This is a genomic window from Pelomonas sp. Root405, assembly GCF_001425165.1.
Taxonomy (GTDB): Bacteria; Pseudomonadota; Gammaproteobacteria; order Burkholderiales; family Burkholderiaceae_C; genus Pelomonas.
Genome location: NZ_LMDU01000011.1, coordinates 532,177 through 556,270, shown reverse-complemented (window position 1 = coordinate 556,270; position 24,094 = coordinate 532,177). Strand labels below are relative to the sequence as shown.

At 66.7% G+C, this 24,094-nt stretch carries 21 protein-coding genes; 10 read left to right on the top strand and 11 right to left on the bottom strand.

Translation table 11 applies throughout. The features are described 5' to 3' along the window. Positions 1-2: 2 nt before the first annotated feature. Positions 3-1,451 (top strand): Asp-tRNA(Asn)/Glu-tRNA(Gln) amidotransferase subunit GatB, encoded by a 1,449-nt coding sequence (gene gatB / locus ASC81_RS12195; RefSeq protein ID WP_056267144.1) that lies wholly within the window; start codon positions 3-5, stop codon positions 1,449-1,451. Positions 1,452-1,485: 34 nt separating this feature from the next. Here gatB and ASC81_RS12190 read toward each other — a convergent pair whose 3' ends face one another. From ASC81_RS12190 to ASC81_RS12180, 3 genes are all read right to left on the bottom strand, one after another. Further along, a complete protein-coding gene (locus ASC81_RS12190) occupies positions 1,486-2,169 on the bottom strand; it encodes a hypothetical protein (RefSeq protein ID WP_056267141.1) in 684 nt (227 codons plus the stop codon). 7 nt (positions 2,170-2,176) lie between these two features. Further along, positions 2,177-2,845: an orotate phosphoribosyltransferase gene (gene pyrE, locus ASC81_RS12185; protein ID WP_056267139.1), complete on the bottom strand. Its 669-nt coding sequence runs from the start codon at positions 2,843-2,845 to the stop codon at positions 2,177-2,179. A gap of 165 nt (positions 2,846-3,010) precedes the next feature. Further along, a complete protein-coding gene (locus ASC81_RS12180; protein WP_056267136.1) occupies positions 3,011-5,272 on the bottom strand; it encodes a TonB-dependent receptor in 2,262 nt (753 codons plus the stop codon). Positions 5,273-5,454: 182 nt separating this feature from the next. Here ASC81_RS12180 and ASC81_RS12175 point away from each other — a divergent pair, with 182 nt between their 5' ends. From ASC81_RS12175 to ASC81_RS12145, 7 genes are all read left to right on the top strand, one after another. Beyond that, a complete protein-coding gene (locus tag ASC81_RS12175; RefSeq protein WP_056267131.1) occupies positions 5,455-6,249 on the top strand; it encodes an exodeoxyribonuclease III in 795 nt (264 codons plus the stop codon). 184 nt (positions 6,250-6,433) lie between these two features. Then, positions 6,434-6,826, top strand: coding sequence for a hypothetical protein (locus ASC81_RS12170; RefSeq protein WP_056267128.1), 393 nt, complete (start codon positions 6,434-6,436; stop codon positions 6,824-6,826). Positions 6,827-6,856: 30 nt separating this feature from the next. Further along, positions 6,857-7,687 (top strand): hypothetical protein, encoded by an 831-nt coding sequence (locus tag ASC81_RS12165; RefSeq protein ID WP_056267125.1) that lies wholly within the window; start codon positions 6,857-6,859, stop codon positions 7,685-7,687. Between the two features lie 198 nt (positions 7,688-7,885). After that, complete coding sequence (locus ASC81_RS12160; protein WP_056267122.1) at positions 7,886-8,395, top strand: hypothetical protein; 510 nt, start codon at positions 7,886-7,888, stop codon at positions 8,393-8,395. A 39-nt stretch (positions 8,396-8,434) separates the two neighbouring features. Continuing rightward, positions 8,435-9,418: a glycosyltransferase family 2 protein gene (locus ASC81_RS12155; protein WP_056267119.1), complete on the top strand. Its 984-nt coding sequence runs from the start codon at positions 8,435-8,437 to the stop codon at positions 9,416-9,418. Beyond that, positions 9,415-10,872 carry a hypothetical protein gene (locus ASC81_RS12150; protein WP_056267118.1) on the top strand — a complete coding sequence of 486 codons (1,458 nt, stop codon included), beginning with the start codon at positions 9,415-9,417 and terminating at the stop codon, positions 10,870-10,872. The genes ASC81_RS12155 and ASC81_RS12150 overlap by 4 nt, the downstream gene beginning before the upstream one ends. Further along, complete coding sequence (locus ASC81_RS12145; RefSeq protein WP_156392028.1) at positions 10,869-12,146, top strand: hypothetical protein; 1,278 nt, start codon at positions 10,869-10,871, stop codon at positions 12,144-12,146. The genes ASC81_RS12150 and ASC81_RS12145 overlap by 4 nt, the downstream gene beginning before the upstream one ends. Before the next feature lie 11 nt (positions 12,147-12,157). Here the strand turns inward: ASC81_RS12145 and ASC81_RS12140 are convergent, their stop codons facing one another. The 8 genes from ASC81_RS12140 to rfbF form a co-directional block, all read right to left on the bottom strand. Continuing rightward, positions 12,158-12,940, bottom strand: coding sequence for a class I SAM-dependent methyltransferase (locus ASC81_RS12140; protein WP_056267114.1), 783 nt, complete (start codon positions 12,938-12,940; stop codon positions 12,158-12,160). Positions 12,941-13,012: 72 nt separating this feature from the next. Further along, positions 13,013-14,041 carry an NAD(P)-dependent oxidoreductase gene (locus ASC81_RS12135; RefSeq protein ID WP_056267111.1) on the bottom strand — a complete coding sequence of 343 codons (1,029 nt, stop codon included), beginning with the start codon at positions 14,039-14,041 and terminating at the stop codon, positions 13,013-13,015. Beyond that, positions 14,038-15,126 carry an N-acetylneuraminate synthase family protein gene (locus tag ASC81_RS12130; RefSeq protein ID WP_056267109.1) on the bottom strand — a complete coding sequence of 363 codons (1,089 nt, stop codon included), beginning with the start codon at positions 15,124-15,126 and terminating at the stop codon, positions 14,038-14,040. The genes ASC81_RS12135 and ASC81_RS12130 overlap by 4 nt, the downstream gene beginning before the upstream one ends. A 15-nt stretch (positions 15,127-15,141) precedes the next feature. After that, positions 15,142-16,173 carry an FkbM family methyltransferase gene (locus tag ASC81_RS12125; RefSeq protein WP_056267107.1) on the bottom strand — a complete coding sequence of 344 codons (1,032 nt, stop codon included), beginning with the start codon at positions 16,171-16,173 and terminating at the stop codon, positions 15,142-15,144. After that, positions 16,173-17,936 (bottom strand): thiamine pyrophosphate-binding protein, encoded by a 1,764-nt coding sequence (locus ASC81_RS12120; protein WP_056267104.1) that lies wholly within the window; start codon positions 17,934-17,936, stop codon positions 16,173-16,175. The genes ASC81_RS12125 and ASC81_RS12120 overlap by 1 nt, the downstream gene beginning before the upstream one ends. Beyond that, positions 17,933-19,252 carry a lipopolysaccharide biosynthesis protein RfbH gene (rfbH, locus tag ASC81_RS12115; RefSeq protein ID WP_056267102.1) on the bottom strand — a complete coding sequence of 440 codons (1,320 nt, stop codon included), beginning with the start codon at positions 19,250-19,252 and terminating at the stop codon, positions 17,933-17,935. The genes ASC81_RS12120 and rfbH overlap by 4 nt, the downstream gene beginning before the upstream one ends. After that, the gene (gene rfbG / locus ASC81_RS12110; RefSeq protein ID WP_369820853.1) at positions 19,249-20,304 is read right to left on the bottom strand and encodes a CDP-glucose 4,6-dehydratase; all 1,056 of its coding nucleotides are present in this window, start codon (positions 20,302-20,304) and stop codon (positions 19,249-19,251) included. Before rfbG ends, rfbH begins: the two co-directional genes overlap by 4 nt. Beyond that, complete coding sequence (rfbF, locus tag ASC81_RS12105; RefSeq protein ID WP_056267096.1) at positions 20,301-21,080, bottom strand: glucose-1-phosphate cytidylyltransferase; 780 nt, start codon at positions 21,078-21,080, stop codon at positions 20,301-20,303. The genes rfbG and rfbF overlap by 4 nt, the downstream gene beginning before the upstream one ends. 133 nt (positions 21,081-21,213) lie before the next feature. Here rfbF and ASC81_RS12100 point away from each other — a divergent pair, with 133 nt between their 5' ends. Both ASC81_RS12100 and ASC81_RS12095 read left to right on the top strand, forming a co-directional pair. Continuing rightward, positions 21,214-22,755, top strand: a complete 1,542-nt coding sequence (locus ASC81_RS12100; RefSeq protein WP_056267092.1) for a peptide MFS transporter — start codon at positions 21,214-21,216, stop codon at positions 22,753-22,755. Between the two features lie 167 nt (positions 22,756-22,922). Next, a complete protein-coding gene (locus ASC81_RS12095) occupies positions 22,923-24,080 on the top strand; it encodes an efflux RND transporter periplasmic adaptor subunit (RefSeq protein WP_056267090.1) in 1,158 nt (385 codons plus the stop codon). Positions 24,081-24,094 lie beyond the last annotated feature (14 nt).

Sequence of the window (24,094 nt, the reverse complement as noted above, 5' to 3'; positions counted from 1 at the left end):
ACATGGCCACTTCCAAGCTCATCCGCGGTTATGAGGTCGTTATCGGCCTCGAAAACCACGTCCAGCTCTCCACGCAGAGCAAGATCTTCAGCGGCAGTTCGACCGCGTTCGGCGCCGCGCCCAACACGCAGGCCTCGCCCGTGGACCTGGCGCTGCCTGGCACCTTGCCGGTGCTGAACCGCGCCGCCGTCGAGCGCGCCATCCGTTTCGGGCTGGCGGTCGGCGCCAAGGTCGCGCCGCTGTCCATCTTCGCGCGCAAGAACTACTTCTACCCGGACCTGCCCAAGGGCTACCAGATCAGCCAGTTCGAGATCCCGGTCGTGCAGGGCGGCTCGGTGGAGTTCTTTGTCGGCGACGTCAAGCACAAGGTCAACCTGACCCGTGCCCACCTGGAAGAAGACGCCGGCAAGAGCCTGCACGAGGACTATCACGGCCAGTCGGGCATCGACCTGAACCGCGCCGGCACGCCGCTGCTGGAGATCGTCTCCGAGCCCGACATGCGCTCCGGCGCTGAAGCCGCCGAGTACGCCAAGACGCTGCATGCGCTGGTGATGTGGCTGGGCATCTGCGACGGCAACATGCAGGAGGGATCGTTCCGCTGCGACGTCAACGTGTCGGTGCGCAAGCCCGGCGATCCGTACGGCACGCGCCGTGAGATCAAGAACCTCAACAGCTTCCGCTTCCTGGTCGACGCGGTGAACTACGAGGTCAACTGGCAGATCGACGAGATCGAGGACAGCCGCAAGATTCGTCAGGCCACGGTGCTCTACAACCCGGACACCGGCGAGACGCGCGCGATGCGCAGCAAGGAAGACTCGGCCGACTACCGCTACTTCCCCGACCCCGACCTGCCGCCGCTGGTGATCGGCTCAGAGTGGGTGGAGCGTGTGAAGGGCGAGATGCCGGAACTGCCGCGCGTGATGGCGGCGCGCTTCGAAAGCGTCGACGGGCTGCCCGCCTACGACGCGACGATGATGACGCAGAGCCTGCCCGTCGCCCGCTATTACGAGGCCGCCAAGGCCGCAGGTGCCGCGCCCAAGTTGGTCGCCAACTGGGTCATGGGTGAGATCTCGCGACGGCTCAATGCAGAGGACCGTGGGATCGAAGCCGCGCCGGTCGGCCCTGAGCTGTTGGCCCGGCTGATCGCGCGCATTGCCGACGGCACGATCTCCAACAACGCTGCCAGGCAGGTGTTCGAGTCGCTGTGGTCGGGTGAGGCCAGCGATGTCGACGCGGTCATCGAAGCCAAGGGCCTCAAGCAGGTCAGCGACACCGGCGCCATCGAGGCCATCCTCGACGAGGTGCTGGCTGCCAATCAGAAGTCCGTCGACGAGTACCGCGCGGGCAAGGACAAGGCCTTCAACGCGCTGGTCGGCCAGGCCATGAAGGCGACCAAGGGCAAGGCTAATCCGGCCCTTGTCAATGAGCTGCTGAAGAAAAAGCTGGGCTAGTACTGCGGGTTGTCCTGAAGCTGCAAATGCAGCTTCAGCGCTTGGGCGTAGTCGGCGGTGACGACTTCGGCAGCTCGGTCAGCGGCGCCATCGACCCGGGCGTGGCGCCTGCCCACAGCTTGCGCAGGCGGGCCAGTTCAGCGTCGAAGCGCGTGTTGATGCGCACGATCTCTGCCTTCTGGTTCTCGATGAGAACCTCTTGCGCCTCGATGCCGGCGTCGTTGGCATCCAGCGCCTGCTTGAGCTTGCCGGGCAGCGGCTTGCCCTTGTAAAACTCGGCCTCGTCCAACAGCGGCTTGCGCTCGTGGTTCAGATCCTTGATGCGGCGCTCCGAGATGCGGGTCGCCTTGTTGGCGTCATCCAGCGCGGTGTTGCGGGCGCGCTGGTGGGCCGCCTCGTTCGGGTACCGCTGCATCAACGTGCGGTCGCGGCGAATGGCGTCCAGCTGGGCGATGCGCTCGGCCGCGGCGCGGCGGTCGGCCGCCTCCTTGACTGTGCGCTCTTCGGGGCTCAGGAAGGGCGGCAGGGTCGCGCGTTGCGAGCCGTCGGGGTTGAGCACACGCTGTTCACGCGACGTGCATTCCGGGATGGGCCGGTCGCCGGTCAGCCTGCGGCCATCGGCCGTCGTGCAGGTGTAGATCCCCTTGCCGGGCGAAGTGTCCTGGGCTTGCGCACAGGCCGCGACCAGCAATCCGGTGACGACGGTCAACCTGCGCATCGGCGTCTCACACCCCGTAACGCTGTCGATAGGCCAACACGGCTGGCCGGTGGGCGGCCAGTTCTGGTGCACCCTCCAGGTAGGCCAGCAGGTCGGCCAGGCCGGCGATGGCCACGACGGGCAGGCCGTAGCGCTGCTGCACCTGCTGCACGGCCGACTGCGGGCTGTCGACACCACCCTCGGCCGCCTTTTCCTGGCGGTCCAGCGCGATGGTCACGCCGCAAGGCGTGGCACCGGCCGCCTCGATCATCTGGATGGATTCGCGCACCGAGGTGCCGGCGGAGATCACGTCGTCGATGATCAGCACGCGTCCCCGGACGGGCGCGCCGACGAGGGTGCCGCCCTCGCCGTGGTCCTTGGCTTCCTTGCGGTTGTAGGCGAAGGGCAGGTTGTGGCCGCGGCGCGCCAGCTCCATCGACACCGCCGCAGCCAGCGTGATGCCTTTGTAGGCCGGGCCGAAGATCATGTCGAAGGCAAGACCAGAAGCGATCAGGCGCTCGGCATAGAAGCCGGCCAGGCGGCCGAGCTTGGCGCCGTCGTCGAACAGACCGGCGTTGAAGAAGTAGGGGCTGAGCCGGCCGGCCTTGGTCTTGAACTCGCCAAAGCGCAACACCCCGGCCTCGACGGCGAAGGCCACAAAGGACTGGGCAAGGGAGTCGGCGGGAGCGGCGGGCATGTGACAAAGATTCTAGGGGTCAAAAAAACAGGCCCGACCCCTAGAAAGGGCCGGGCCATCAGCTGGTTTTCACCAAGTCGCGGGCAGGGCCCGCATGACGTCTTGCGCTGATTCAGTTGAGGACCGACCTGGCCAGGAGTGCCCGGCCAGGTCCGTCCCACAAGGTCAGAAACTGGCCTTGAACTGAACGCCGTAGCTGCGCGGCTCGTTGACGATACCGGTCAGGTTGTTGAAGTCGATGGCGGCGACGACCTGGCGGTGATCGGTGATGTTGCGTGAGAACGCGGCGACCTCGTACTTGCCGTTGGCCCAGCCGTAGCCGACGCGCAGGCCACCTTCCAGGGCCGACTTGGCGCGGTACTCGACGGCCTCGTACAGGAACATGTTGTACTTGTCCTTGAACGCCCAGTCGGTCAGCACGGTCAGCTCGCCGTTGCCGATCTCGGTGCTGTACTTCAGCGTCCAGTTCCAGACGACCTTGGGCGCGCGCGGCAGCGGGTTGCCGTTGATGCTGACTGAGCCGGTCACGGGGCCTGCCGGGTCCAGCACCGTGCAGGGCGCGCCGCAGGGCGAGGCGAACAGGTTAGCGTCCTTGATCTCGGTGTCGTTGTACGAGAAGCCAAGGGTGGTGCGCCAGTCGCGCGCAATGATGGCTTGCGCATCGATCTCGAAGCCCTGGCCTTCGGCCTTGGCAGCGTTGATCAGGCGGTTCTGGTTCACGCTGCCGCTGCCGGCGGTGAGCTGCATGTCCTTGACGCGGTACTTGAACACCGTTCCGCTGATGCGGGCTGTATTGTTGAGCAGGTCGGCCTTGAAGCCGGCCTCGACCGACAGCACCTTCTCGGGGTTGGCCACCGAGATCGTGTCACCGAACAGCACGCGGCCCTGGATGGACGGTGCACGGTAGCCGGTAGCGACGCGCGTGAACAAAGTCGTCGCCTTGTCGACGTTGTAGCTGGCGCCGAGGTCCCAGCTCCAGTTCGTCGACTTGGGATTCGTGACCAGCGGGCCGACGTTGGCGCCACCGAACGGCGTCTGCGTGCGCGACGCGGTGAAGTCCTTCTTGTCGTCGGTGTAGCGCAGGCCGCCACGCACCTTGAAGTCGGGCGTCACCGCGTAGTTCAGGTTGCCGAACGCGGCCCAGGACTTGGCTTCCTGGTGCTGCACGGCGTAGCCGTTCTGCGGGTCGCCGGGGGCGAAGCTGTCGAAGTTGAAGCTGTCGACCTGCAGCTTCTCATTGAAGTAGTAGAGGCCCGCGATCCACTGCAGCGGCGCGCTGGTGTTGGACTGCAGGCGGAACTCCTGTGTCGTCTGGCGCAGCATGGGGATGCCGTCGGCGGTCTGTGCGTCGAACGGGATGTTGGCGGGCTGGTTGCCGTAGTTCGGGCCGGAGGGCGGCGCATAAGGCGCGCCGAAGCCGCCGTCCACGTCGCCGCGGCTGTAGAACTTGGCGCGGTCGTGGGCGGTGATGGAGTACAGCGACACGCCATCGAAGTCCCAGCGCAGGCGCGCGCTGACTTCGCTGGACGTCAGCGTCTGCGAGTTGTAGCCGTCGGTCGGGTAGTAGCTGTCGTCGTAACCGTCGACGAAGTCGTTCGTGCCCTTCTTGATGATGTTGGCGCGGAAGGTCGTCGCGGTGCCTTTGAAGTCACGCGCCTGGACCTTGAACAGGCCCGAGAAACCGCCGTTCTTGTAGGCCGCCTGGACGCGCAGCGCCTTGTCGTTGTAGCCCTCGAGGTCGGCGGTCGCGCCGGCGATCGGGTTGTGCACGCGGTCGTCCTGGCGCTGCGCGATACCGGCGACGCGCATTTGCCAGTCTTCGCTCAGCGGCACGTTGACGGCGGCTTCCACGTTGACGGAGTTCCAGCGCCCGATGCCGAGGTTGGCATAGCCTTCAAAGCGCTTGCCCGGCTTGGCCGAGTCGAACTTCATGACGCCAGCCGGCGAGTTGCGGCCGAAGAGGGTGCCCTGCGGGCCGCGCAGCAACTCGACCTGCTCCATGTCGAACACCGGGAAGCCCTTGAGTGCAATGCTTTCCTGCACGACGTCGTCGTAGACCAGGCCGACGGGCTGCGAGGCGTTCATGTCGAAGTCGGTATTGCCCAGGCCGCGCACATAAAAGCGCGGGAAGGTGCGGCCGTAGTCCGACTCGATGTTCAGGCTCGGGACCTTGCCAGATAAGGCGCGGATGTCCTGGCCGCTGGCGTTGTAGGTGTCCAGCTCCTCCGACTTGATGGCCGAGATCGATTGCGGCACTTCCCTCAGGTTCTCAGCCCGGCGGCTGCCGGTGACGATGACGGCCTCCAGCTGGCTGACGTCCTTCTTGGCCTCGGGCGCCGGCGCGGTCTGCGCCAAGGCGGCCTGCATCGGGAAGGCCGCGCTCAGCGCAAGCGCGAGCAGCGTCGGAGTAATGCTGTGTTTGGACATGAGAAATCCTCGGGTTGGCGGGGGTCGGAAGCAGATGGAGAAAAGAAATGGGCGCCTGTCGCGCCTCTGATTCCTACGGGATCGTAAAGATCAGATGACCGTTTTGTGATGAAAGCTCGCCGCGGTGTTGTGCATTTGCTGCACTGCGATACTTCCCTGAACCCAGCCTTCCGTCAGCCCCGATGCGCTTCATCACCGCCAACCTCAACGGCGTCCGCTCTGCCGCCAGCAAGGGCTTCTTCGAGTGGCTCTGCCAGCAGGAGGCCGATGCCGTCGGCGTGCAGGAACTCAAGGCGCAGGCCGATGTCGTCGAGGCCAAGTTCCGCAGTTGCGACCGGCTCAACGGCCACTTCCACTACGCGCAGAAGAAGGGCTACTCCGGCGTGGGCCTGTACACGAAGGAGGAGCCGAGCGACCTCATCACCGGCCTGGGCATCGACGAGTTCGACAACGAGGGCCGCTGGGTCGAGAAGCGCTTCGACAAGCCGGGCCGCAAGCTCAGCCTCATCAGCGTCTACTTCCCGAGCGGCACCAGCGGCGAGGAGCGACAGCAGGTCAAGTACCGCTTCCTGGCGGCGCTGTATCCGCATCTGCTGGCGCTGAAGGCCGAGCGCGAATTCATCCTGGTGGCCGACGTCAACATCGCGCACAAGGAAATCGACCTGAAGAACTGGCGCAGCAACCAGAAGAACAGCGGCTTCCTGCCCGAGGAGCGCGCCTGGTTGACCCGCCTGTTCGACGCCGGTGCAGACGGCGGCGGCCTGGTCGATGTTTTCCGCACGCTCAATGACAAGGCTGAGCAATACACCTGGTGGAGCGCCCGCGGCGCCGCGCGGGCCAACAACGTCGGTTGGCGGCTGGACTACCACCTCGCCACCCCCGGCCTGGCAGCCCTGGCTCGTAGCGAGTCCATCTACACGGGCCAGATGTTAAGCGACCACGCGCCGCTGACCATCGACTACGAGTTTTCCCTCTGAGTTTCGGTAGCGTGAGGTAACCACCCGCTACGGTGTGGGGGTACCTCCTACATGGCGTTGGGCGACGAACCGACGCCAGCCGCGAGCATGGGCCAATAGAGTGGATTCCAGCCGGTGGAAATGATCTGCCTGGCCTCACCAGCCGGCCATCTGACCGGTCCCCGCATTGAAAAGGAGTCCCACCATGTCCAAGCTCAAGACCGCCACCAGTGCCCTGACCGCTGCCGTCCTCGTGACCGGTATCGGCCTCGCCTGGGCCCAGACTGATGAACAAGTCCAGCCGACCGAACCGATGACGGCTGCCACCGCCGAGCCGATCAGCGAGCAAACGCCCGCCGACCCGAATGCGGTGACGCCAGTGGACAGCACCACGGCCGCCCAACAGGCCATGCCTGCCGACGACCCGGCACGCACGACCCCCCCGGTGGATAGCACCGCGCCGCTGACGAGCGATTCGACGACGCGCAGCACGACCGACAGTTCGTACAACAACAATGCGAACACGACGGCCGCATCGACCGACATGTCGACCACTGGCTCAACCTACGAGCCGGCCCCCCGCGCTGACCGTAACTAAGTCGCGCCAGCGTCAGCTCCGGGAGCAACCATGCGTTTCGGAGAACGCGCCGAACTCGCTGCCGCTGCAAGGCGGCGCGACATCCTTGTCGGCCTGGGCCAGGGCGGTGTAGTCGCCGCCCTGGTCTTGGCCGCGCTTTACTTTTTTGTCGGCAACAAGCCCAAGACCACGGCGCCGGCCGTCACGCCCCAGGCGGCCGTGGCAAGCAACCGCATGCCGCCGGTCACCTCAGCTGTGCCCAGCATGACGGAACGCCACCTCGATCTCGGGGAAGTGCGAGCGCCGCGCGACGTCACGCATGTGGCGGCCTGGGCCGTGCGGGCTGCCGACAATGGCGACCGTCCGTTCGCCATCGTCGACAAGCGCCGTGCGCAGGTCTATGTCTTCGCCGCTGGCGGGCGATTGCTCGGTACCAGCCCTGTGCTGCTGGGTTATGCCGCCGGTGACCTATCCGCGCCCGGCATCGGGGAGAAGGCCATCGAAGACATTCGCCCGCAGGAGCGCACGACGCCGGCCGGCCGCTTCGTCTCGGAGCCAGGCCGCAACGCGCTGGGCCACGATGTCGTATGGGTCGACTACGACGCCGCTGTTTCCATGCACCGGGTGCGTGCCACCAATCCCAAGGAGCGGCGCCTGGAGCGGCTGGCCAGCAAGACGGCCGCCGACAACCGTATCAGCTGGGGCTGCATCAACATCCCGGTCGACTTCTTCGACCGCACCGTCTGGCCCAACCTGGGCAAGGGCCGCGCGGTCGTCTATGTGCTGCCCGAGAAGCGCCCGCTGACCGCGTTCTTCCCCGATGCCGCGCCGCAAGTCCTTGCCCAAGCTGGCTCCCGGCGAGGTAACAACGCCAAACCGTGAACTTCTAGGCTTTTGGTTACAAGCGCCCTTTTCTAGACTGCCCCCGAGGCAGGCGCGAGGGTTGCGCCGCCACCGTCAATGGGGCGTCGCGTGGGCAGCAGTTGGGCAAATCTTGCCAGGGTCGGTTTTTGCAGCATCCTCATCGGATGCAGCGTTCTTTCAGCAAGTAACGCGGGGGCAGAGGTCATTTCACGGCCGGTGTCCAGCGATGTCCGTGACGGCCGCCCTTTTGCCATCGTCGACAAGCGGCAGGCGACGCTGTCCGTCTACGCGGCCGACGGCCGCCTCATCGGCCGCACGGCCGCGCTGCTTGGGCTGACGCCCGGCGACATCGAGCCCGCCAGCGCGCGCGGCAAGGATCCCGCAGCGCTGGCCCGGCATGAGCGCGTCACGCCGGCCGGCCGATTTGAAGCCCAGCCGGGTCGCAACCTCAAGGGCGAACGCATCGTCTGGTTCGACTACGACGCCAACCTCGCCATCCATCGCCTGCGCCCCACGCCTGTCAACCAGCGCCGCCCGGAGCGCCTGGCGTCCGCCAACCTGGAAGAGCGCCGGGTCACGCTCGGCTGCGTCGTCGTCGATCCGGCCTTCTTCGACGAGGTCGTGCTGCCGACGCTGGGCAGCGGCAAGAGCCTGGTCTACATCCTGCCGGAGCGTCAGCCCATCGTTGCGTCTTCCGGCGGTTCCGCCCGCGCCGCAGCGCCCTGAGCGGCCGGGCTGGTCGCGCAAGCCCTAGGATGCGCGCGCATGACCCTGATCAGCATCGTCACCAGCTGCCTGAACGAGGCCGACAACGTCGCCGAGTTGCACCAGCGTATCAAGGCCCAGTTCGAGTCCGGCGGCCCTGCGGCTGACTTGGAGTTCGAGCACATCTATGTGGACAACGGTTCCACCGATGGCACGGTCGCTCGCGTCAAGACGCTCGCTGCCGCCGACCCACGCGTCAAGCTCATCGTCAACGCGCGGAACTTCGGTCATGTGCGCTCGCCGTTGCACGGCATGTACCAGGCGAGCGGCCAGGCCGTCATCTGCATGGCGTCGGATCTGCAGGACCCACCGGAGCTCATCGGCCAGTTCATTGCCCACTGGCGCGCCGGCGAACTGATCGCGCTGGGCGTGAAGCCGCACTCCCGCGAAACCTGGGCGATGTCACTTGTCCGGCGCTTTTACTACCGCGCGCTCGGTCGCATGGCCGATGTACCGATGATCGCCAACTTCACCGGATTCGGTCTTTACGACCGGTCGGTGGTCGAGATGATCCGCGCCTTGGGCGACCCCTATCCATATTTCCGAGGGCTGATCGCAGAACTGGGTATCCGCTATGCGACGGTCGAGTTTGAGCAGCCGGCACGCGTGCGCGGCATCACCAAGAACAATTTCTACACCCTGTACGACCTGGCCATGCTGGGGCTGACCAGCCACTCCAAGCTGCCGCTTAGGCTGGCCACGCTGGCCGGTTTCTCATTGAGCGCCGTCAGCCTGCTTGTTTCGCTCGGCTATCTGGTCGCCAAGCTGCTTTTCTGGCAACACTTTTCCGTCGGCACGGCACCCATCATCATTGGCCTGTTCTTCTTCGGCGCGGTGCAACTCTTCTTCATCGGCTTGGTGGGTGAGTACGTCGCGGCCATCCACACGCAGGTCAGCAAGCGTCCGCTGGTGGTGGAAAAGGAGCGCGTGAACCTGCCGCCGGGCGATGCGCTGCCGCGCCATTCCGGCGAGCGCCAGTCGTGAATGGCGTCAGTGATGCGCGCCAGCTCGACCGGCTGGAGTTGGTTGCGCTGGGCTACCTGCTGGCGCCCATGGTCTTGTTCTTCTGGGGCTGGTGGCGCTGGCCGGTCGCGCTGGTGCTTAGCGGACTGTTGGCGTGCAGCGGGCATGTTGTCGTCAAGCGCTGCCAGCACGGCGCGCAACGGCTCAGCGGGAAGCTATGGCTGGCGATTGGCGCCGTTGCGTTGATATGGGTGGGCAGCAGCGGCTTGCTCGGCGTGCTGCCACTGAACGAGGATTGGAGCGTGCGCATGGTCGTGCTGCGCGATCTGACACTCGGTGCCTGGCCCGTGGGGTACGGCGAACTGGGCGGCGGCGAGGCGGTACTGCGCTTCTCCATGGGTTACTACCTGATTCCGGCTGGCCTGGGAGCCTGGTTGAGCGGCGTGGAGTCAGCTCGACTGCTGCTCGGTCTGTGGACGGCGCTCGGTGTGATGCTGTTCTTTGCGCTGGTGATCCAGTCATGGCCCAGCCGACGGCCGGTTGTCATCGCCGGGCTTCTAGCTGTGCTGGTCTTCTTCAGCGGCATGGACATGTTGGGCTTCCTGCTGGAGAAGGCGCGCTCCCCAGAGTTTGGCGAACACATCGAGTGGTGGGCACCTTGGCTTCAGTACTCTTCGCAAACCACGCTAGTGTTCTGGGCGCCCAACCACGCGCTGCCGGGCTGGCTGGGTGCGGCGCTGGTTTGGCGTCACCGTGAAGCGGGCTTGGCGTTAGCGCCCGCAGCGCTGCTGCTGCTGGCCGGTGCGCTGTGGTCGCCGCTGGCCTGTGTCGGGCTGTTGCCGCTGCTGGCGCTGACGACGCTGCGCCATCAACCCTTGCAACGCTGGGTGCGCGAACTGATGCGCCCTGCCGTGCTGGCGGCGCTGCCACTGCTGGCCCTTTTGGCGGTATTTGTCAGTTTCGGCATCGTCACCGACGCTCTGCCTGCCGAGGGCCGCGAGCTGGTCGAGGTAGTTGCGGCCAAGGCCAATTGGTATCAGCTGGTCTGTTTCGGGCTGCTGGAATGGGGTTTCTTGGCCGCTGCGCTGTTGGCTGCCGGACCGCGCCGCCAAGGCTGGGTGTTCTGGGCCGCCTGTGCGTTGCTGCTGGTACTGCCGCTGCTGCGCTTCGGGCCGGGCAATGACCTAGTGATGCGTGCCGGTATCGCCCCGGTCGCGCTGTTGATGCTTTGCGCTGCGCGTGCGCTGCATAGCGGCGAAATGCCGGACCGCTGGCGTGCCGCACTGGCGCTGATGCTGTGCATTGGCGCTATCACGCCGGGGCAGGAACTGGCCCGGCAGATGCGGGAGGGCTCTCGCTGGCTCGACAACGGCAGCAGTATGGCCCGCTATCGGGGCCATGCTTGGCACTACGTGGGTACTTTGCGGCCCGGTTGGCTCGCCCTGGCGCTTCGACAGCCGGTGCGACTGCCGTGATTGCTGCGCTTGTGCGCATGCTCAGCGTCGAGGTGCGGTGGGCTCTGCTGACCCGCGCAGTTCAAGGATGCGGCGCGCTGCTTGCAGTGGTTTGCGTGGTACGTGGTTATAACCTCGAAGTGCAGGGGCTGTTCTTCACATTCCTGAGTCTGGCGGCGCTGATTCAACTGGGCGAGTTCGGCGTCGGCTATGCCAGCCTGCAGATGGCCGGACACTTGCGGGCTCGGGGTGAGGTAACGGCGGCCGTGCAGCTGCGCCATCAGGCGCGTTGGCGCGGCTTGACATGGCTCACCTGCGTCGGTGGCTTCACGGGTGTCGCAGTGGCCGTTTGGCTGCCCGTGTCGGTCACGCATTGCTGGCTCGGGCCATGGTGCGCGTTGGTCGTTTCGGCAGCGGCCATGCAGATGGCGCAGCTGGAGCTGTACTGGCTGGAAGGCGCGCGCTCGGTGGGCTTGGCTTGGCGCTTGCGCTTCGCCCAAGAGGTATTGGGGGCCTGCGTTTTCGTCGGCAGTCTGTGGATGGGTGGTGGGCTGTGGGCCTTGGCGATGTATTTCGCAGTCCGCGCTGCGGTGCCGATGCTGTGGTGGTTGCAATCACGCACAGGTGGCCGGACTCATGGGCAGGTGGCTCAAGCAGCGGGCCGCTTCTCATGGGGCGAGCAGCTATGGCCTTTCCAATGGCGAATCGGCCTGAGTGCCCTGGCGGGCTTCCTGGTGTTCCAGGCACTCAACCCGCTGTTGCTGCTCAGCCAGGGAGCGGCGGCCACGGCACGCTTCGGCATCGCGCTGGCGGCGATGAATATGCTGCTGCTATTCAGCACCGCTTGGCCACTGAGTCAGTCGGCGCGGTTTGCCGTGCTGCTGGCGCAGGGAGATCTCGCCGGACTTCGCCGCCGTTTGGCGCACCTGCTGTTGCCATCGCTGGCGTTGGCGCTTGTCGCTGCGCTTCTCGCCTTGGCGGCGGTGGCCGGATTGTTGCAACGCGCGCCTGCGCTGGCCGAGCGGCTACCTGATCTTGGCACCCTCGGCTTGCTGCTCATGGCGGGGCTGGCCCATCACGCCACCGCCTGCTATGCGGTGGTACTGCGCGCCGATCGGCTGGAGCCGCTGCTGCGCTTGAACGTGATTGGCGGCCTAGCGGGCCTTGCGTTGGTTGCAGCAGTGGCTCGCATGGGCGATTTGCCTCTCGTTGCCGCGACTCATCTCGGCTGCACCTTGGTGGGCCTGCTGATCGCATGGCGGCACTATCGGCGCCTTCTACAGCGTCCGGCGTGAACGGCATGAAATCAGGCGCTGGGCCAACGGCGGCACAGCAGCCCCAGCGCAACACCAGGTCCTGCCAGGGCGATTCGGATCTCGGCCTGGACCTGCAGTCCGCATCGCTGCAGTAGCCGACGCATGCCCTCGGCGCTGAAAAAGTTGATGTGTTCATGCCAATGCCGCTTGCGCCGCCAAGCAGCCGCGTCGGCTTCGCAGTCCTGCATCAGCGCCTCGAATGGCACTTCCACGTAGAGCCACGTGTTCGCGCACAGGGTCGAGCGCACCTCCTGCAGCAGCGCACTCGGTTCGGGCACGTGCTCCAGGACGTGGGCCAGCACGATGAGGTCGTAGTCCCCTTCGGGTACCGCCACGGCGGTCGCGCCTTGCACCAGCGGCCGGCCGGAAATGTCCAGCACGTCATGACGCGCGGCGATCTGCCGCAGGGGCGTGTTCTGACCGGTATCGCCGCCCCAGTCCAGCACGGTGGGGTGGGGAGGCAGCCAAGGGCGCAGGAAGGCCTCGACGGCGGGAATGTGCTCATCACCTGCGAGAAGCCGCTGGTTGCGCGCGGCGTATCCCGGTTCCAGTCGCTCGCGCTGTGCCTCGTAGTCTGGGCCGCGGTAGCCTGCATACAGGCGCGCCATCTCGTCACCGTCGAAACGCATGTCGACGAACAGGCAGCCACAGTCCGTGCAATGCAGGCTGGTGCAGAGCGCCTGCGCCCAGCCGATGGACAGATCGCGCAGCCCCCAGTCGGGCGTGATCTCGCAGGCCTGCCAGCCCAGCGCACGCTCGGCGACGAAGGGCATCAACACGGCGCCCTGTCGTTCCAGGGGCGATGCCTCACAGCAGATGCAGCGGGTCGCTAGGCGCGGCATGGCTCAGTTCGCCTGCTGATACCAGCGTGCGGTGCGTTGCAGCGCCAGCGGCAGTGGAGTCCACGCATCGAGGCCGAGAGCGCGCGCACGTTTGATGGCGGGCACATAGTGGCGGCGCGGCTCGCCAGTTTGCGCAGGGCCCAGACGCACGGTGGCGCCAGGGCATAGTTCATCGCGAGCGAGGTGGGCAAGCTCGGCCACGCTCAATCCGGCGTCGGAGCCCACATTGAACGCTTGCCCTGCCGGCGCGGCTTGCAGCAGGTGCAGCAGCCACCAGGCCAGATCCGCGCCGTAAAGGAAGCTGCGCACGGCAGAGCCGTCCGACGAGAGCCGCAATGGGCCGCCGGCGAGCGCGTCGCGGATAAAGTTACCGATGGCGAAGTGGCCATCCAGGTCCAGCCCCGGGCCGACAAAGGCAAAACAGCGCGTCGGGATCACGGCCGTGCCATGCCGCTGCGCGTGGAGCGCGGCCAGCAGCTCGGCGGCGCGCTTTGCCTCGCCGTAGGCGCTGCCGGGTTGTGTTGCGTCACAGGCAAGTCCGTGGGCCTCGTCCGCCGGCCCGGGCGGCAACGCGCCGTACTGCGCACCGGAGCCGGTCAGCAGCAGCCGCCGCACGCCGTGTCCACCCGCGAACGCGAGGGCCTGCCGTGTGCCGGCAACGATGCCGTCGAAGACGTCCTGCAGGTCCGAGTGGGCGTGGCTGTGGGTGTCGGTAGCTGCATGAAGCAGCGTGTCGAAGGCGCCGTCGCCGGGCCAAGCCTCCTTGACGTCGGCGCGAAGCAGCGTGAACCATGGCAGCCGTGCGGCCCACGGTTCGAGGGCGAAGAAGCGCTGCGGATCGCGGCTCAGACCCACCACGTCGAAGCGCTGACCGCGCTCGTGCAGCCAGGCCAGCAGCGCAAGCAGGCTCTTGCCGAAAAAGCCGGTGGCTCCGCTGAGCATCAGGCGCTGGCCGTCCAACGCCAGCGGTGGGGCGGCGGTCGACAGCCGCTCGAAGTCCGCGGCAAGAAAGGTGGCGAAGTCCAGGCTCACAGGCCGCGGTTGTAGATCAGCTGGCGCAACGCGGGCGTGCTGGCATAAGGGCTGTCCAGGTCGTCGATCATCAAAGCTGAATCGGCCTTGAGCTCGCGCACGGAGCGCTGGCCGTTCATGACCTCGCGGCAGGACAGCTGGCCCTTCTGGAGCGGAATGGCCAGGTAGAAGTCGCGGTCCACACTGGCGTGGTGGAACTCGTAGCCGGCCGGCAGGTCGCGCTTCAAGTAGACGCCGCGCACCAGCTGATCCAGGTATTCGATCTCGCGCCGGCTCGGAATGCGCTTGGTCTGGCCGCTGGCACCGCACATTTCACGGGCCTGATGGAAGGCTTTGAACCAGGTGTCGATCTGGTGCGGCAGCGAGCAATATGGCGACACGGGAATGCCGCCGTCCTCGATGTCGATGTGGCGCTCCCAGCTGCGTGCGCCCTTGGCGTAGGACATCAGCATGGACGCCTGCCAATCACGGTACTCATGCGTTGAGTGACCGATGACGAGCTGCGGATAGCGCTGACGCAGGTAGTCGATCTGATTGAGCTCCATCTCATCGTCTTCGGTGGGATAGAGCGATACGCAATGGTTCAGCGACAGCGGGATGTGGCGGTTGGCGAAGAAAGTGACGAGGTCGTCAACGTCCTTCTCGGACGAACCGCCGGTCGACACGATGACGGGCTTGCGGCTCTTGGCGATGCGGTCGAGCAGGAACCAGTCGTTCAGGTCAGAGCTGGCTACCTTGATGATGGGCAGGTCGAACTCCTCGCACAGGTCCACCGAAGCCTCGTCGAATGCCGTGGCCATGGGAATGCATCCCTGGTCGCGAATCGCATTGATCAGCGTCGCGTACTGCTGCTTGTCGAGCTTGGTGGCCTCGGTCTTCTTGACGTAGCGCAGGTCCTCGCGACCCTTGAAGCTCGGCGAGATGAAGTGGTCCACATCGCGGAACTGGAGCTTGATGGCAGCGCGCACATTGTTGAAGCGCACCACCTGGGCGAAGGCGTTGATGATCTTGAGCCCCCGCTCGACGCTGCCCCAATGGTTGTTGGCCAGCTCGAGCACGAACAGATTCTGGAAGATGGGGTCCATGGCGGGCGCGCTTGATCAGTAAGCGTAGAGAACGGTGTCGAAACTATTGTGGCCGTGAAGGCCCAGGCGCAGGCGGTATCCCAGACTCAGGCCGGCGATGAAGGCGGGCAGACGCCACAGATCGTCCCAGCGGTGATAGGCCGCAATGGCCAGCGTGGGGCGCTCGCGCCGCAGCGTGCGGCAGGCGCCCTGCAGGGCCGCCAGCTCCTGCCCCTCGACATCCAGCTTCAGGAAGTTCACCGGCGCGCCGTGCAGGCAGTCGTCCAGCGCCAAGATGGGCGTGGGCCGGCCGCCGGCCGCGCCGAAGTGGCTGGCCTCGCCGGCGCCGGCCGCGAAGTTGGCCAGGCCGCAGTGGTCGGACAGGCCGGCGGGGATATGCGTCGCCGGAGACGGCCAGTCGCGCAGCGCCTGCACGAGGGCCACGTGGTTGTCGGCGTCGGGCTCGAAGGTCCAGGCTTGCTGAATGGGCAGCTTGCTGGCGAGCGCCTGCAGCGTCTCGCCGCGATAGGCACCGCCGTCGACGATGCGCAGGCCGTCGCCTGCCGATAGGTGGTCGACCAGCCAGTCCGGCAGGTATTGCATGTCGGCGTGCGGCTCGGGCGGCGCGTCGGGCTGTTGCGTGCGGAAGGCGAGCAGCTGGTCGAAAACCGGGCGGCTCACCTCGTCAAGCAGCTCGCGTGCTTCGGCGATCTCGGTCTGCATGGCAGCATAGGCCGCAGGCTCGGCCAGCCAGAAGCGAAAGCCCAGATGACCAGCGAGCCGGCCATACAGGGATTGCGGCCAGACCAGCTCGACCTGCGGCGCCAGCGCACGCAGCCAGCGGGCAACGGCTCGATAGTCACTGTGCGCCTCGCGGTTGAACACGCCGATGCAAACCGGGGCCCGTTCAAGGAGCGCCGGCGTGGCCGCCTGCACGGGCAGGCCGTCGAATTCGGTCGCGCCGGGCGCGGCCGAGGTCAGGAAGCCCATCACCTGCTCGCCATCGGCGATCAGCGCCTGCGCGAGGTCGCGCGCGAAGCGGCCGGCGCCGAAAACCTGCAGCGCCATCAGAGTTCCAGCGCGCTGGCGCGCAAGGCCGCTAGCTCCTCGGGAGGCAGGAAGGGATGCATGTCGTCCAGCTCCGGCGTCATGAACTGGCCGTGCTCATCGACGCGCGATTTCAGCTTGGGGCTGAAGCCCTGGGCCGGGTCGACGTGGATCTGCACGAGCAGCGGGCCCTCGCCCTGGATCAGTTCGGGTAGGCGCGCGAGCTCGTCGGGCGAGGCGATGTCCACGGCGTCGATGCCATAGGCGCGCGCCACCGCGACGTAGTCCGGGCAGTCCACGCCCGAGGCGCGGCTGGCGCCGATGACGCGGCCGAAGAAGTTCTCGTGGCTGAGGCGGATGGACAGATAGCCGTCGTTGGCCATGACGACGACGACGACGTTGAGCTGCTGCGTTTTCAGCGTCTGCAGTTCCTGCACATTCATCTGCAGGCTGCCGTCGCCGGCCAGGCAGACGACGCGGCGCTGCGGCGCGGCCGTGGATGCGCCGAGGGCAGCGGGCAGGTCATGGCCCATGGAGGCAGCGCCTGAGTTGCTGAACAGGCGCTGGCCGCGCTTGAGCCGGCTGATCTGGAACGGCAGGATGCAGGCCGAGGCGTTGCCGCTGGCGACTATTGCCGAGTCGGGCAATGCCTCAAACAGCGCGGCGACGGCGCTGTAGGGGTTGATGACGCCGGGCGCGCTGATGTTGCGGGCTTCCAGCGCGGGATAGCGGGCGGCGATGTTGCGGCACCAGGCGGCCCAGGACGCAAAGGATGGCGTGGTGATACCAGCTCGGAGGGCCTGGATGAAGGCCTTCGCGTCGGCGGCGATCGTCAGCGTCGGCTTGACCAGCGGCTTGTCAAACTCGGCCGGGTCGATGTCCACCTGCACGACGCGCGCGCCCTTGGCGAAGCTGCCCCAGTTGTAGCTGACCTGACGGATGTTCAGGCGCGAGCCCACAACGATGACAAGGTCGGCGGCTTGCAGGCAGATGTTGCCGGCGCGCGTGCCGATGGTCCCCGGGCGGCCGGCAAACAGCGGGTGGTCGGATTCGATGAGGTCGTGTGTCCAGGCCGTCGTCAACGGGATGCCACTGGCTTCGACGAGGTCGCGCAACTCGTCCACCGCGCCAGCCAGGCGCACGCCGGTGCCGCCGAGGATCAGCGGGCGCTTGGCTTCGCGCAGCCAGTCGAGGACGGTGCTGACGTCGGGCGCTGCGGGTTCTTCCGGCGCTCGCGGTTCGATGAAGTCGAAGGCCTCGGTCGATGACTGCAGGTCGATGGGAATGTCCAGCCACACCGGACCGGGCCGGCCGCTGGTGGCCAGCGCCAGTGCCTCGGGAAGGGCAAGGGCCAACTCCTCCAGCGAGCCGATGGCCCAGGCGCGCTTGACGATGGGGCCGACCATGGCGGTGATGGGCACTTCCTGGTCGCCGAGCTGGCGCAGGCCCGGCACCGGCGTGTGCGCGAGCGCGGTGGCGCGCTTGACCTGGCCGGACAGCACCAGCATCGGGATGGAATCGGTGAAGGCGCCGAACACGCCGTTCAGTGCATTCAGCCCGCCGGGACCGGTCGTCACATTGACGATGGCCGGCCGGCCGTCGATGCGGGCATAGCCTTCGGCCGCCATCGCGCAGGCCTGCTCGTGGTGCATGAAGCTGCAGGTCAGGCCCGGTTGGGTCGCCAGCGCCTGGTTCAGGAACATTGCGCCGCCGCCGGTGACGGCAAAGACCTGAGCCAGGCCCTTGGACGCGAGATAGGCGGCGACGCGCTCCGCCGCGTTCACAGGCCACCCCCGACAAAGCCGGCGATCTCATCGGCGGCGTAGTCCAGCTGTTCGTCGGACAGGCCGGGGTAGAGGCCTATCCAAAAGGTGTCGTTCATGACGATGTCGGTGTGGGTCAGCGGGCCGGCGATGCGGTAGTTGCGGCCCTGCATATAGGGCTGGCGCGTCAGGTTGCCGGCGAACAGCAGCCGCGTGCCGATGCGCTTGCTGTCCAGATGGGTGAGCAGGTCGACGCGGCGCAGGTTGGCCACGGGCTTGATAGTGATGGGGAAGCCGAACCAGGACGGGTCGCTGCCGGGCGTGGCCTCGGGCAGCAGCAGGAACTCCTGGCTGCCCTGCAGCCGCTCATGCAGCCGCGCGAAGTTGCGCTTGCGCGCGGCGATGAAGCCGTCCAAGCGGTCTAGCTGCGCCAGCGCGCAGGCGGCCTGCATGTCGGTGATCTTCAGGTTGTAGCCGAGGTGGCTGTAGGTGTACTTGTGGTCATAGCCCTCGGGGAGCTGTCCCAGCTTCCAGCAGTAGCGCTGGCCGCAGGTGTTGTCCTTGCCCGGCGCGCACCAGCAGTCACGGCCCCAGTCGCGCAGCGACTCGGCGGCACGACGCAGGGTGTCATCGTTCATGAAGACGGCGCCGCCTTCGCCCATCGTGATGTGATGGGCCGGGTAGAAGCTCAGCGTGCCGATGTCGCCGAACGTGCCGACGAGCTGACCGCTGTAGGTGGAGCCCAGCGCGTCGCAGCAGTCCTCCACCAGCCACAGGCCATGCTCGCGGCACAGCTTCGTCACCGCGTCGAGGTTGTAGGGGTTGCCCAGTGTGTGGGCCAGCATGATGGCCTTCGTCCTGGGCGTTATCGCCGCTGCCATCTGCTCGACGTCGATGTTGTAAGTCGGCAGGTGCACATCCACCAGCACCGGCACGGCGCCGCATTGCAGGATGGGATTCACCGTCGTCGGGAAGCCGGCCGCGACGCCGATGACCTCGTCGCCGGGCTTGATGGCGCGCTCGCCCAGCAGCGGTGACGTCAAGGCCGAGAAGGCGAGCAGATTGGCCGACGAGCCGGAATTGGTCGTCAGCACATGCTTGACGCCCAGGCGCTCGCCGAGGCGCGCCTCGAAGGCGGCATTGAAGCGGCCGGTGGTCAGCCAGGCGTCCAGCGAGGCCTCCACCATCAGCTTCATCTCCGGCGCGCCGACGACCTTTCCGGACGGCGGGATGACGGTCTGGCCGGCCTGGAAGGCGCCGGGCGCGGGCGCAGCTGCGGCGTATTGCTCCACGAGCTGCAGGATCTGCCGGCGCAGTGCGAGTTGGTCGGGATTCATGCGAAGGAAGAGGAAGCGTAGGAGTCGATCTGCTGCAGCGTCAGTGCCTGCAGGTCCTGGCCGGTGCGGTGGGCACAGTGCCATTGCCAGGTGAGGCGCAAGGCTTCTGACAGCGTCAGCCGGCCTCGCCACCCCAGGTGGTTGGCAGCCTTGCTGGAGTCCAGCAGCAGCACGCCGGCCTCGTGCACGCCGCTGCCGTCGCCAAAGCTCATCCCGGGCAAGGCCGCACCATCGGTACGCGCGTGGGCCAGCAGCAGGCTGGCCACGGTGCGCACGGGATGACCGTGCAGGTCGGCGGGGCCGAAGTTCCAGGCGCCGCTGAAGTCCTCGGGGTTGTCGAGCAGCTTTTCTGCCAGTGACAGATAGCCGGCCAAGGGCTCCATCACATGCTGCCAGGGCCGCACGGCGTCAGGGTGGCGCAGGTGCAGCGGCGCGCCGGCATCGATGGCGCGCAGCAGGTCGGGTACGAGGCGGTCGGTGCTGATGTCGCCGCCGCCGATGACATTGCCGGCGCGCGCCGTCGCCAGCGGCAGGTCGAAGGACGCCGCGTAGCTGGCCGCGACGATCTCCGCGCTGGCCTTGCTGGCGCTGTAGGGGTCGTGGCCACCCAGCGCATCGCTTTCGCGGCAGGGTGGCCCCAGGTCGCGGTAGCACTTGTCGCTGGTCACAGCGACGACGGCGCGCACGCCGTCGCACTGCCGCACCGCATCCAGCAGGTTGGCTGTGCCCATCACATTCGTGGCGAAGGTGCCCAGCGGGTCGGCGTAGGAAGCGCGCACCAGCGGCTGCGCCGCGAGGTGGAAGACGACCTCGGGCTGGGTCGTGATCAGCGCCTCCAGCAGCGTGGCGGTGTCGCGCACGTCGGCGATCCACTCGGCCTGCAGCGTCTGCCTGACACCGGCCAGTTCATGGAAGCCGCCCGCTTCAGGCGCCAGCGCATAACCGCTGACCTGGGCGCCAAGCCGCTTCAGCCACAGCGCCAGCCAGCCGCCCTTGAAGCCGGTGTGGCCGGTGACGAAGACGCGCCGGCCGGCCCAGGCTGACGCGTTCACCACAGCTTCCATGGCGCCCTGCCCTCGGCCCACAGGCGCTCCAGATGGGCGCGGTCACGCACCGTGTCCATCGGTTGCCAGAAGCCCGGGTGCTCGTAGACGCCGAGCTGGCCGCGCTCCGCCAGCGTCTCCAGCGGCCTGGCCTCCCAGGCGTCGGCATCGCCGGCTATGAGGTCCAGCACCTCGGGCTTGAGCACGAAGAACCCGGCGTTGACGCTGGCGCTTTCGCTCTGCGGCTTCTCGCGGAAACGGCTCACCAGGCCGGTGTCGGGGTCCACGTCCAGCGCGCCGAAGCGGGCCGGCGGCACGGCGGTCGTGATCGTGGCGGCCAGGCCGCGGGCCCGGTGCTGGGCGATCAGTCTGGTGACGTCCACATCGGCCACGCCATCGCCATAGGTGAAGCAGAAGTCCTGCTCGTCCTTCAGATAGGCCGCCACGCGCTTGAGCCGCCCGCCGGTGCCGCTGTCCTGGCCGGTGTCGACCAGGGTCACACGCCAGGGCTCGGCATGGCGCTCGTGCACTTCCATGCGGTTCTCGGCGAGGTCGAAGGTGACGTCCGAGCTGTGCAGGAAGTAGTTGGCGAAATACTCCTTGATGACATAGCCCCGGTAGCCGCAGCAGACGATGAAGTCCTGGATGCCGTGGCTGGCATAGATCTTCATGATGTGCCACAGGATCGGCTGCCCGCCGATCTCGATCATGGGCTTGGGCCGCAGATGGGTTTCCTCCGCGATGCGGGTCCCCAATCCACCGGCCAGGATCACGGCTTTGGTCATGGAATCAGTTTAGGGCGACCGAGGGCAATCCCTGGGCCGGCTAAACCGGGGAATGCCCGCGCCAGACGGGACAATTCTGCCCTTTCCAGCGGGTTACCGCCCGCGCCTCCCGAGTTCACTTGGAACAGCAGACGTGACAACCACCTTCACCCCGGCGCCAGGTCGCGCGGCCACCATCCTTGGCCAGCCCAACCAGCTCTTCGTCCTCTTCTTCACCGAGATGTGGGAGCGGTTCTCCTACTACGGCATGCGGGCGCTGCTCGTGCTGTTCCTGATCGCCGAGGCCAGCAAGGGCGGCTGGGGCTGGAGCCGCGAGCAGGCGCTGGAGCTGTACGGCTGGTACACGCTGTTCGTCTACCTGACGCCCATCCTGGGCGGCTACATCGCCGACCGGCTGCTGGGCACGCGGCGGTCAGTGCTGCTGGGCGGCTTCGTCATCGCGGCGGGCCACATCGCCCTCTTCATGGAGACGACAACGAGCTTCTACATCGGCTTGGGGCTGATCGTCATCGGCACGGGCCTGTTCAAGCCCAACATCTCGGCCATCGTCGGCCAGCTCTACGGCAAGGACAACGAGGGCGCCCGTGACGGCGGCTACACGCTGTTCTACATGGGCGTCAACGCGGGCGCCTTCTTCGGCATCTCGCTGTGCGGCTACATCGGCGAGAAGATCTCCTGGAACCTCGGTTTCGGCCTGGCCGGCATCTTCATGATCCTGGGCGCGCTGCAGTTCTGGCTCAGCCAGGGGCTGTTCGGCAGCATCGGCGACAAGGTCGACGCCGCCGCCAAGAGCGCCCGCGAGGCAGTGGACGACACGCCCAAGCATGTCGTGGCGGACCGCCTGAAGGCAATCTTCGTCTTCTCCTTCTTCACGATCTTCTTCTGGTTCGCGTTCGAGCAGGCCGGCGGATCCATGACCATCTTCGCGGCCGACTACACCGACCGCACGTTGACCGGCGCCAGCGGGCTCATCTTCAAGATCATCAACACCGCGATGACGCTGGTGCCAGCGGCCATCCTGTCCTGGCTGCTGTTCAAGCTCTACCGCTCGACCGGGGGCAACTACCTGATGGCCAACCTGTCGCTGGCCCTGGCGTTCGCCATCATCTGGGGCCTGTGCCTGTGGATGCTGGGCCGCGAGTTCGGCATGGACCAAAGCGAGGTGCCCGCCACCTGGTTCGGCGTGTTGAACAGCTTCTTCATCGTTGTGCTCGCGCCGATGTTTTCCAAGATGTGGGAGGAGAAGTGGAACCCCAGCGGCCCCGTCAAGTTCGGCGTCGGCCTGGTATTGCTGGGCCTGGGCTTTGCCGTGCTGTCTTACGGTTCGGCCGGCATTCCGCAGGGTGCCAAGACGGCCCAGGTCAGCATGATGTTCCTGACGCTGGCCTACCTCTTCCACACCATGGGCGAGCTTTGCCTGTCGCCGGTCGGCCTGTCCTATATCTCCAAGCTCGCCCCGGCGCGCCTGCTGGGCCTGATGTTCGGTGTCTGGTTCCTGAACTCGGCCATCGCCAACAAGATTGCCGGCTCCACGGGCTCCTACATCGATCACATCTCATCGACCTATTCGATGTCGGCCTTCTTCCTGATCTTCACCATCATTCCCATCGCCGCCGGTGTGGTGCTGATGGCGATGACGCCGCTGATGAAGAAGTGGATGCACGGCGTCCATTGAGCCGAGCCTGATGCCTGCGCAAGCCGCCTCCGGGCGGCTTTTTCGTCTTTGTTCACGGTTCTGCGCTGGTGACAAGTAATGTCAGCAGGCTTGAAGGGTTTCGAGTTGGGGTTAGTCAGGCTTAAGTTGCGCTCGTTACAGTCGCGCGCTTGAACTCGGAGCCCCCCATGAAAAAGACCAGCCTGGCGCTGCTAACCCTCACCCTCGCCGCATGCGGACAACAGCCGGAAGGCGCCGGTGGACCGGGTGGCGCGGGTGGCCCGCCGCCTGTGTCAGTAGCCCCGGCCACGCAGCGAGAAGTGCAGGAATTCGATGAATTCACTGCCCGGCTGGAGGCGCCGGACACCGTCGAGGTGCGTCCGCGCGTGGCCGGCACCATCGAGGCGGTCCGCTTCCGGGAAGGCCAGTTCGTCAAGAAGGGCGACCCGCTCTTCACCATCGACACCCGCGCCTTCCGTGCCGAGGTGGCCCGCGCAGAAGCGCAGATCGCCGCGCTCAAGACCCAGGCCGACCTGGCGCGCACCGACTTGGCGCGCTCCGAGAAGCTGGTCAGCGTCAACGCCGTCAGCCAGCAGGAGATCGACCAGCTGCGCTCGGCGCTGCGCAGCGCGGAGGCCAACCAGAAGGGCGCCGAGGCGGCGCTGGTGACGGCCCGGCTGAATATCGACTACGCCAACGTGACGGCGCCCGTCAGTGGCCGCACGTCGCGCGCCAACGTGACGCCCGGCAACCTCGTCGGCCAGGGCGATGTGGTGCTCACGACCATTGTTTCCAGCGACCGCGTCCATGCCTACTTCGACGCCAGCGAGGCCGCCTACCTGAAGTACATGCGCGCCGCCAAGCCGTCCGCGGTGCTGGTGCAGATGGGGTTGTCGAACGAGCAGGGCTACCCGCACACCGGCAAGCTGGACTTCGTCGATAACCGCCTCAACCCGGCCACGGCGTCCATCCGTGCCCGCGCGGTGTTCGACAACAAGGGCGGCGAATTCACGCCGGGGCTGTATGCCCGCGTCAAGCTCGGTGGCAGCGCCAGCTACACGGGCGTCGTCGTGCCGGAGCGCGCCATCACGACCGACCAGACGCGCAAGCTCGTCCTCGTCGTCGGGCCCAACAACATCGTGCAGCCGCGGCCCGTCAAGCCGGGCGCACTGATCGACGGCATGCGTGTCGTCGACGGCGTCAAGGCGGGCGAACTGGTCATCGTTGACGGCCTGCTGCGCGCGATGCCCGGTGCGCCCGTCACGCCGCAGGTGCTGAAGGTGGACGACAAGGGCATGCCTATTCCAGCTGCTCCCGCTGCCCCGGCGCCCGCCGCCTCGAAGTAAGCAAAGGCGGCACC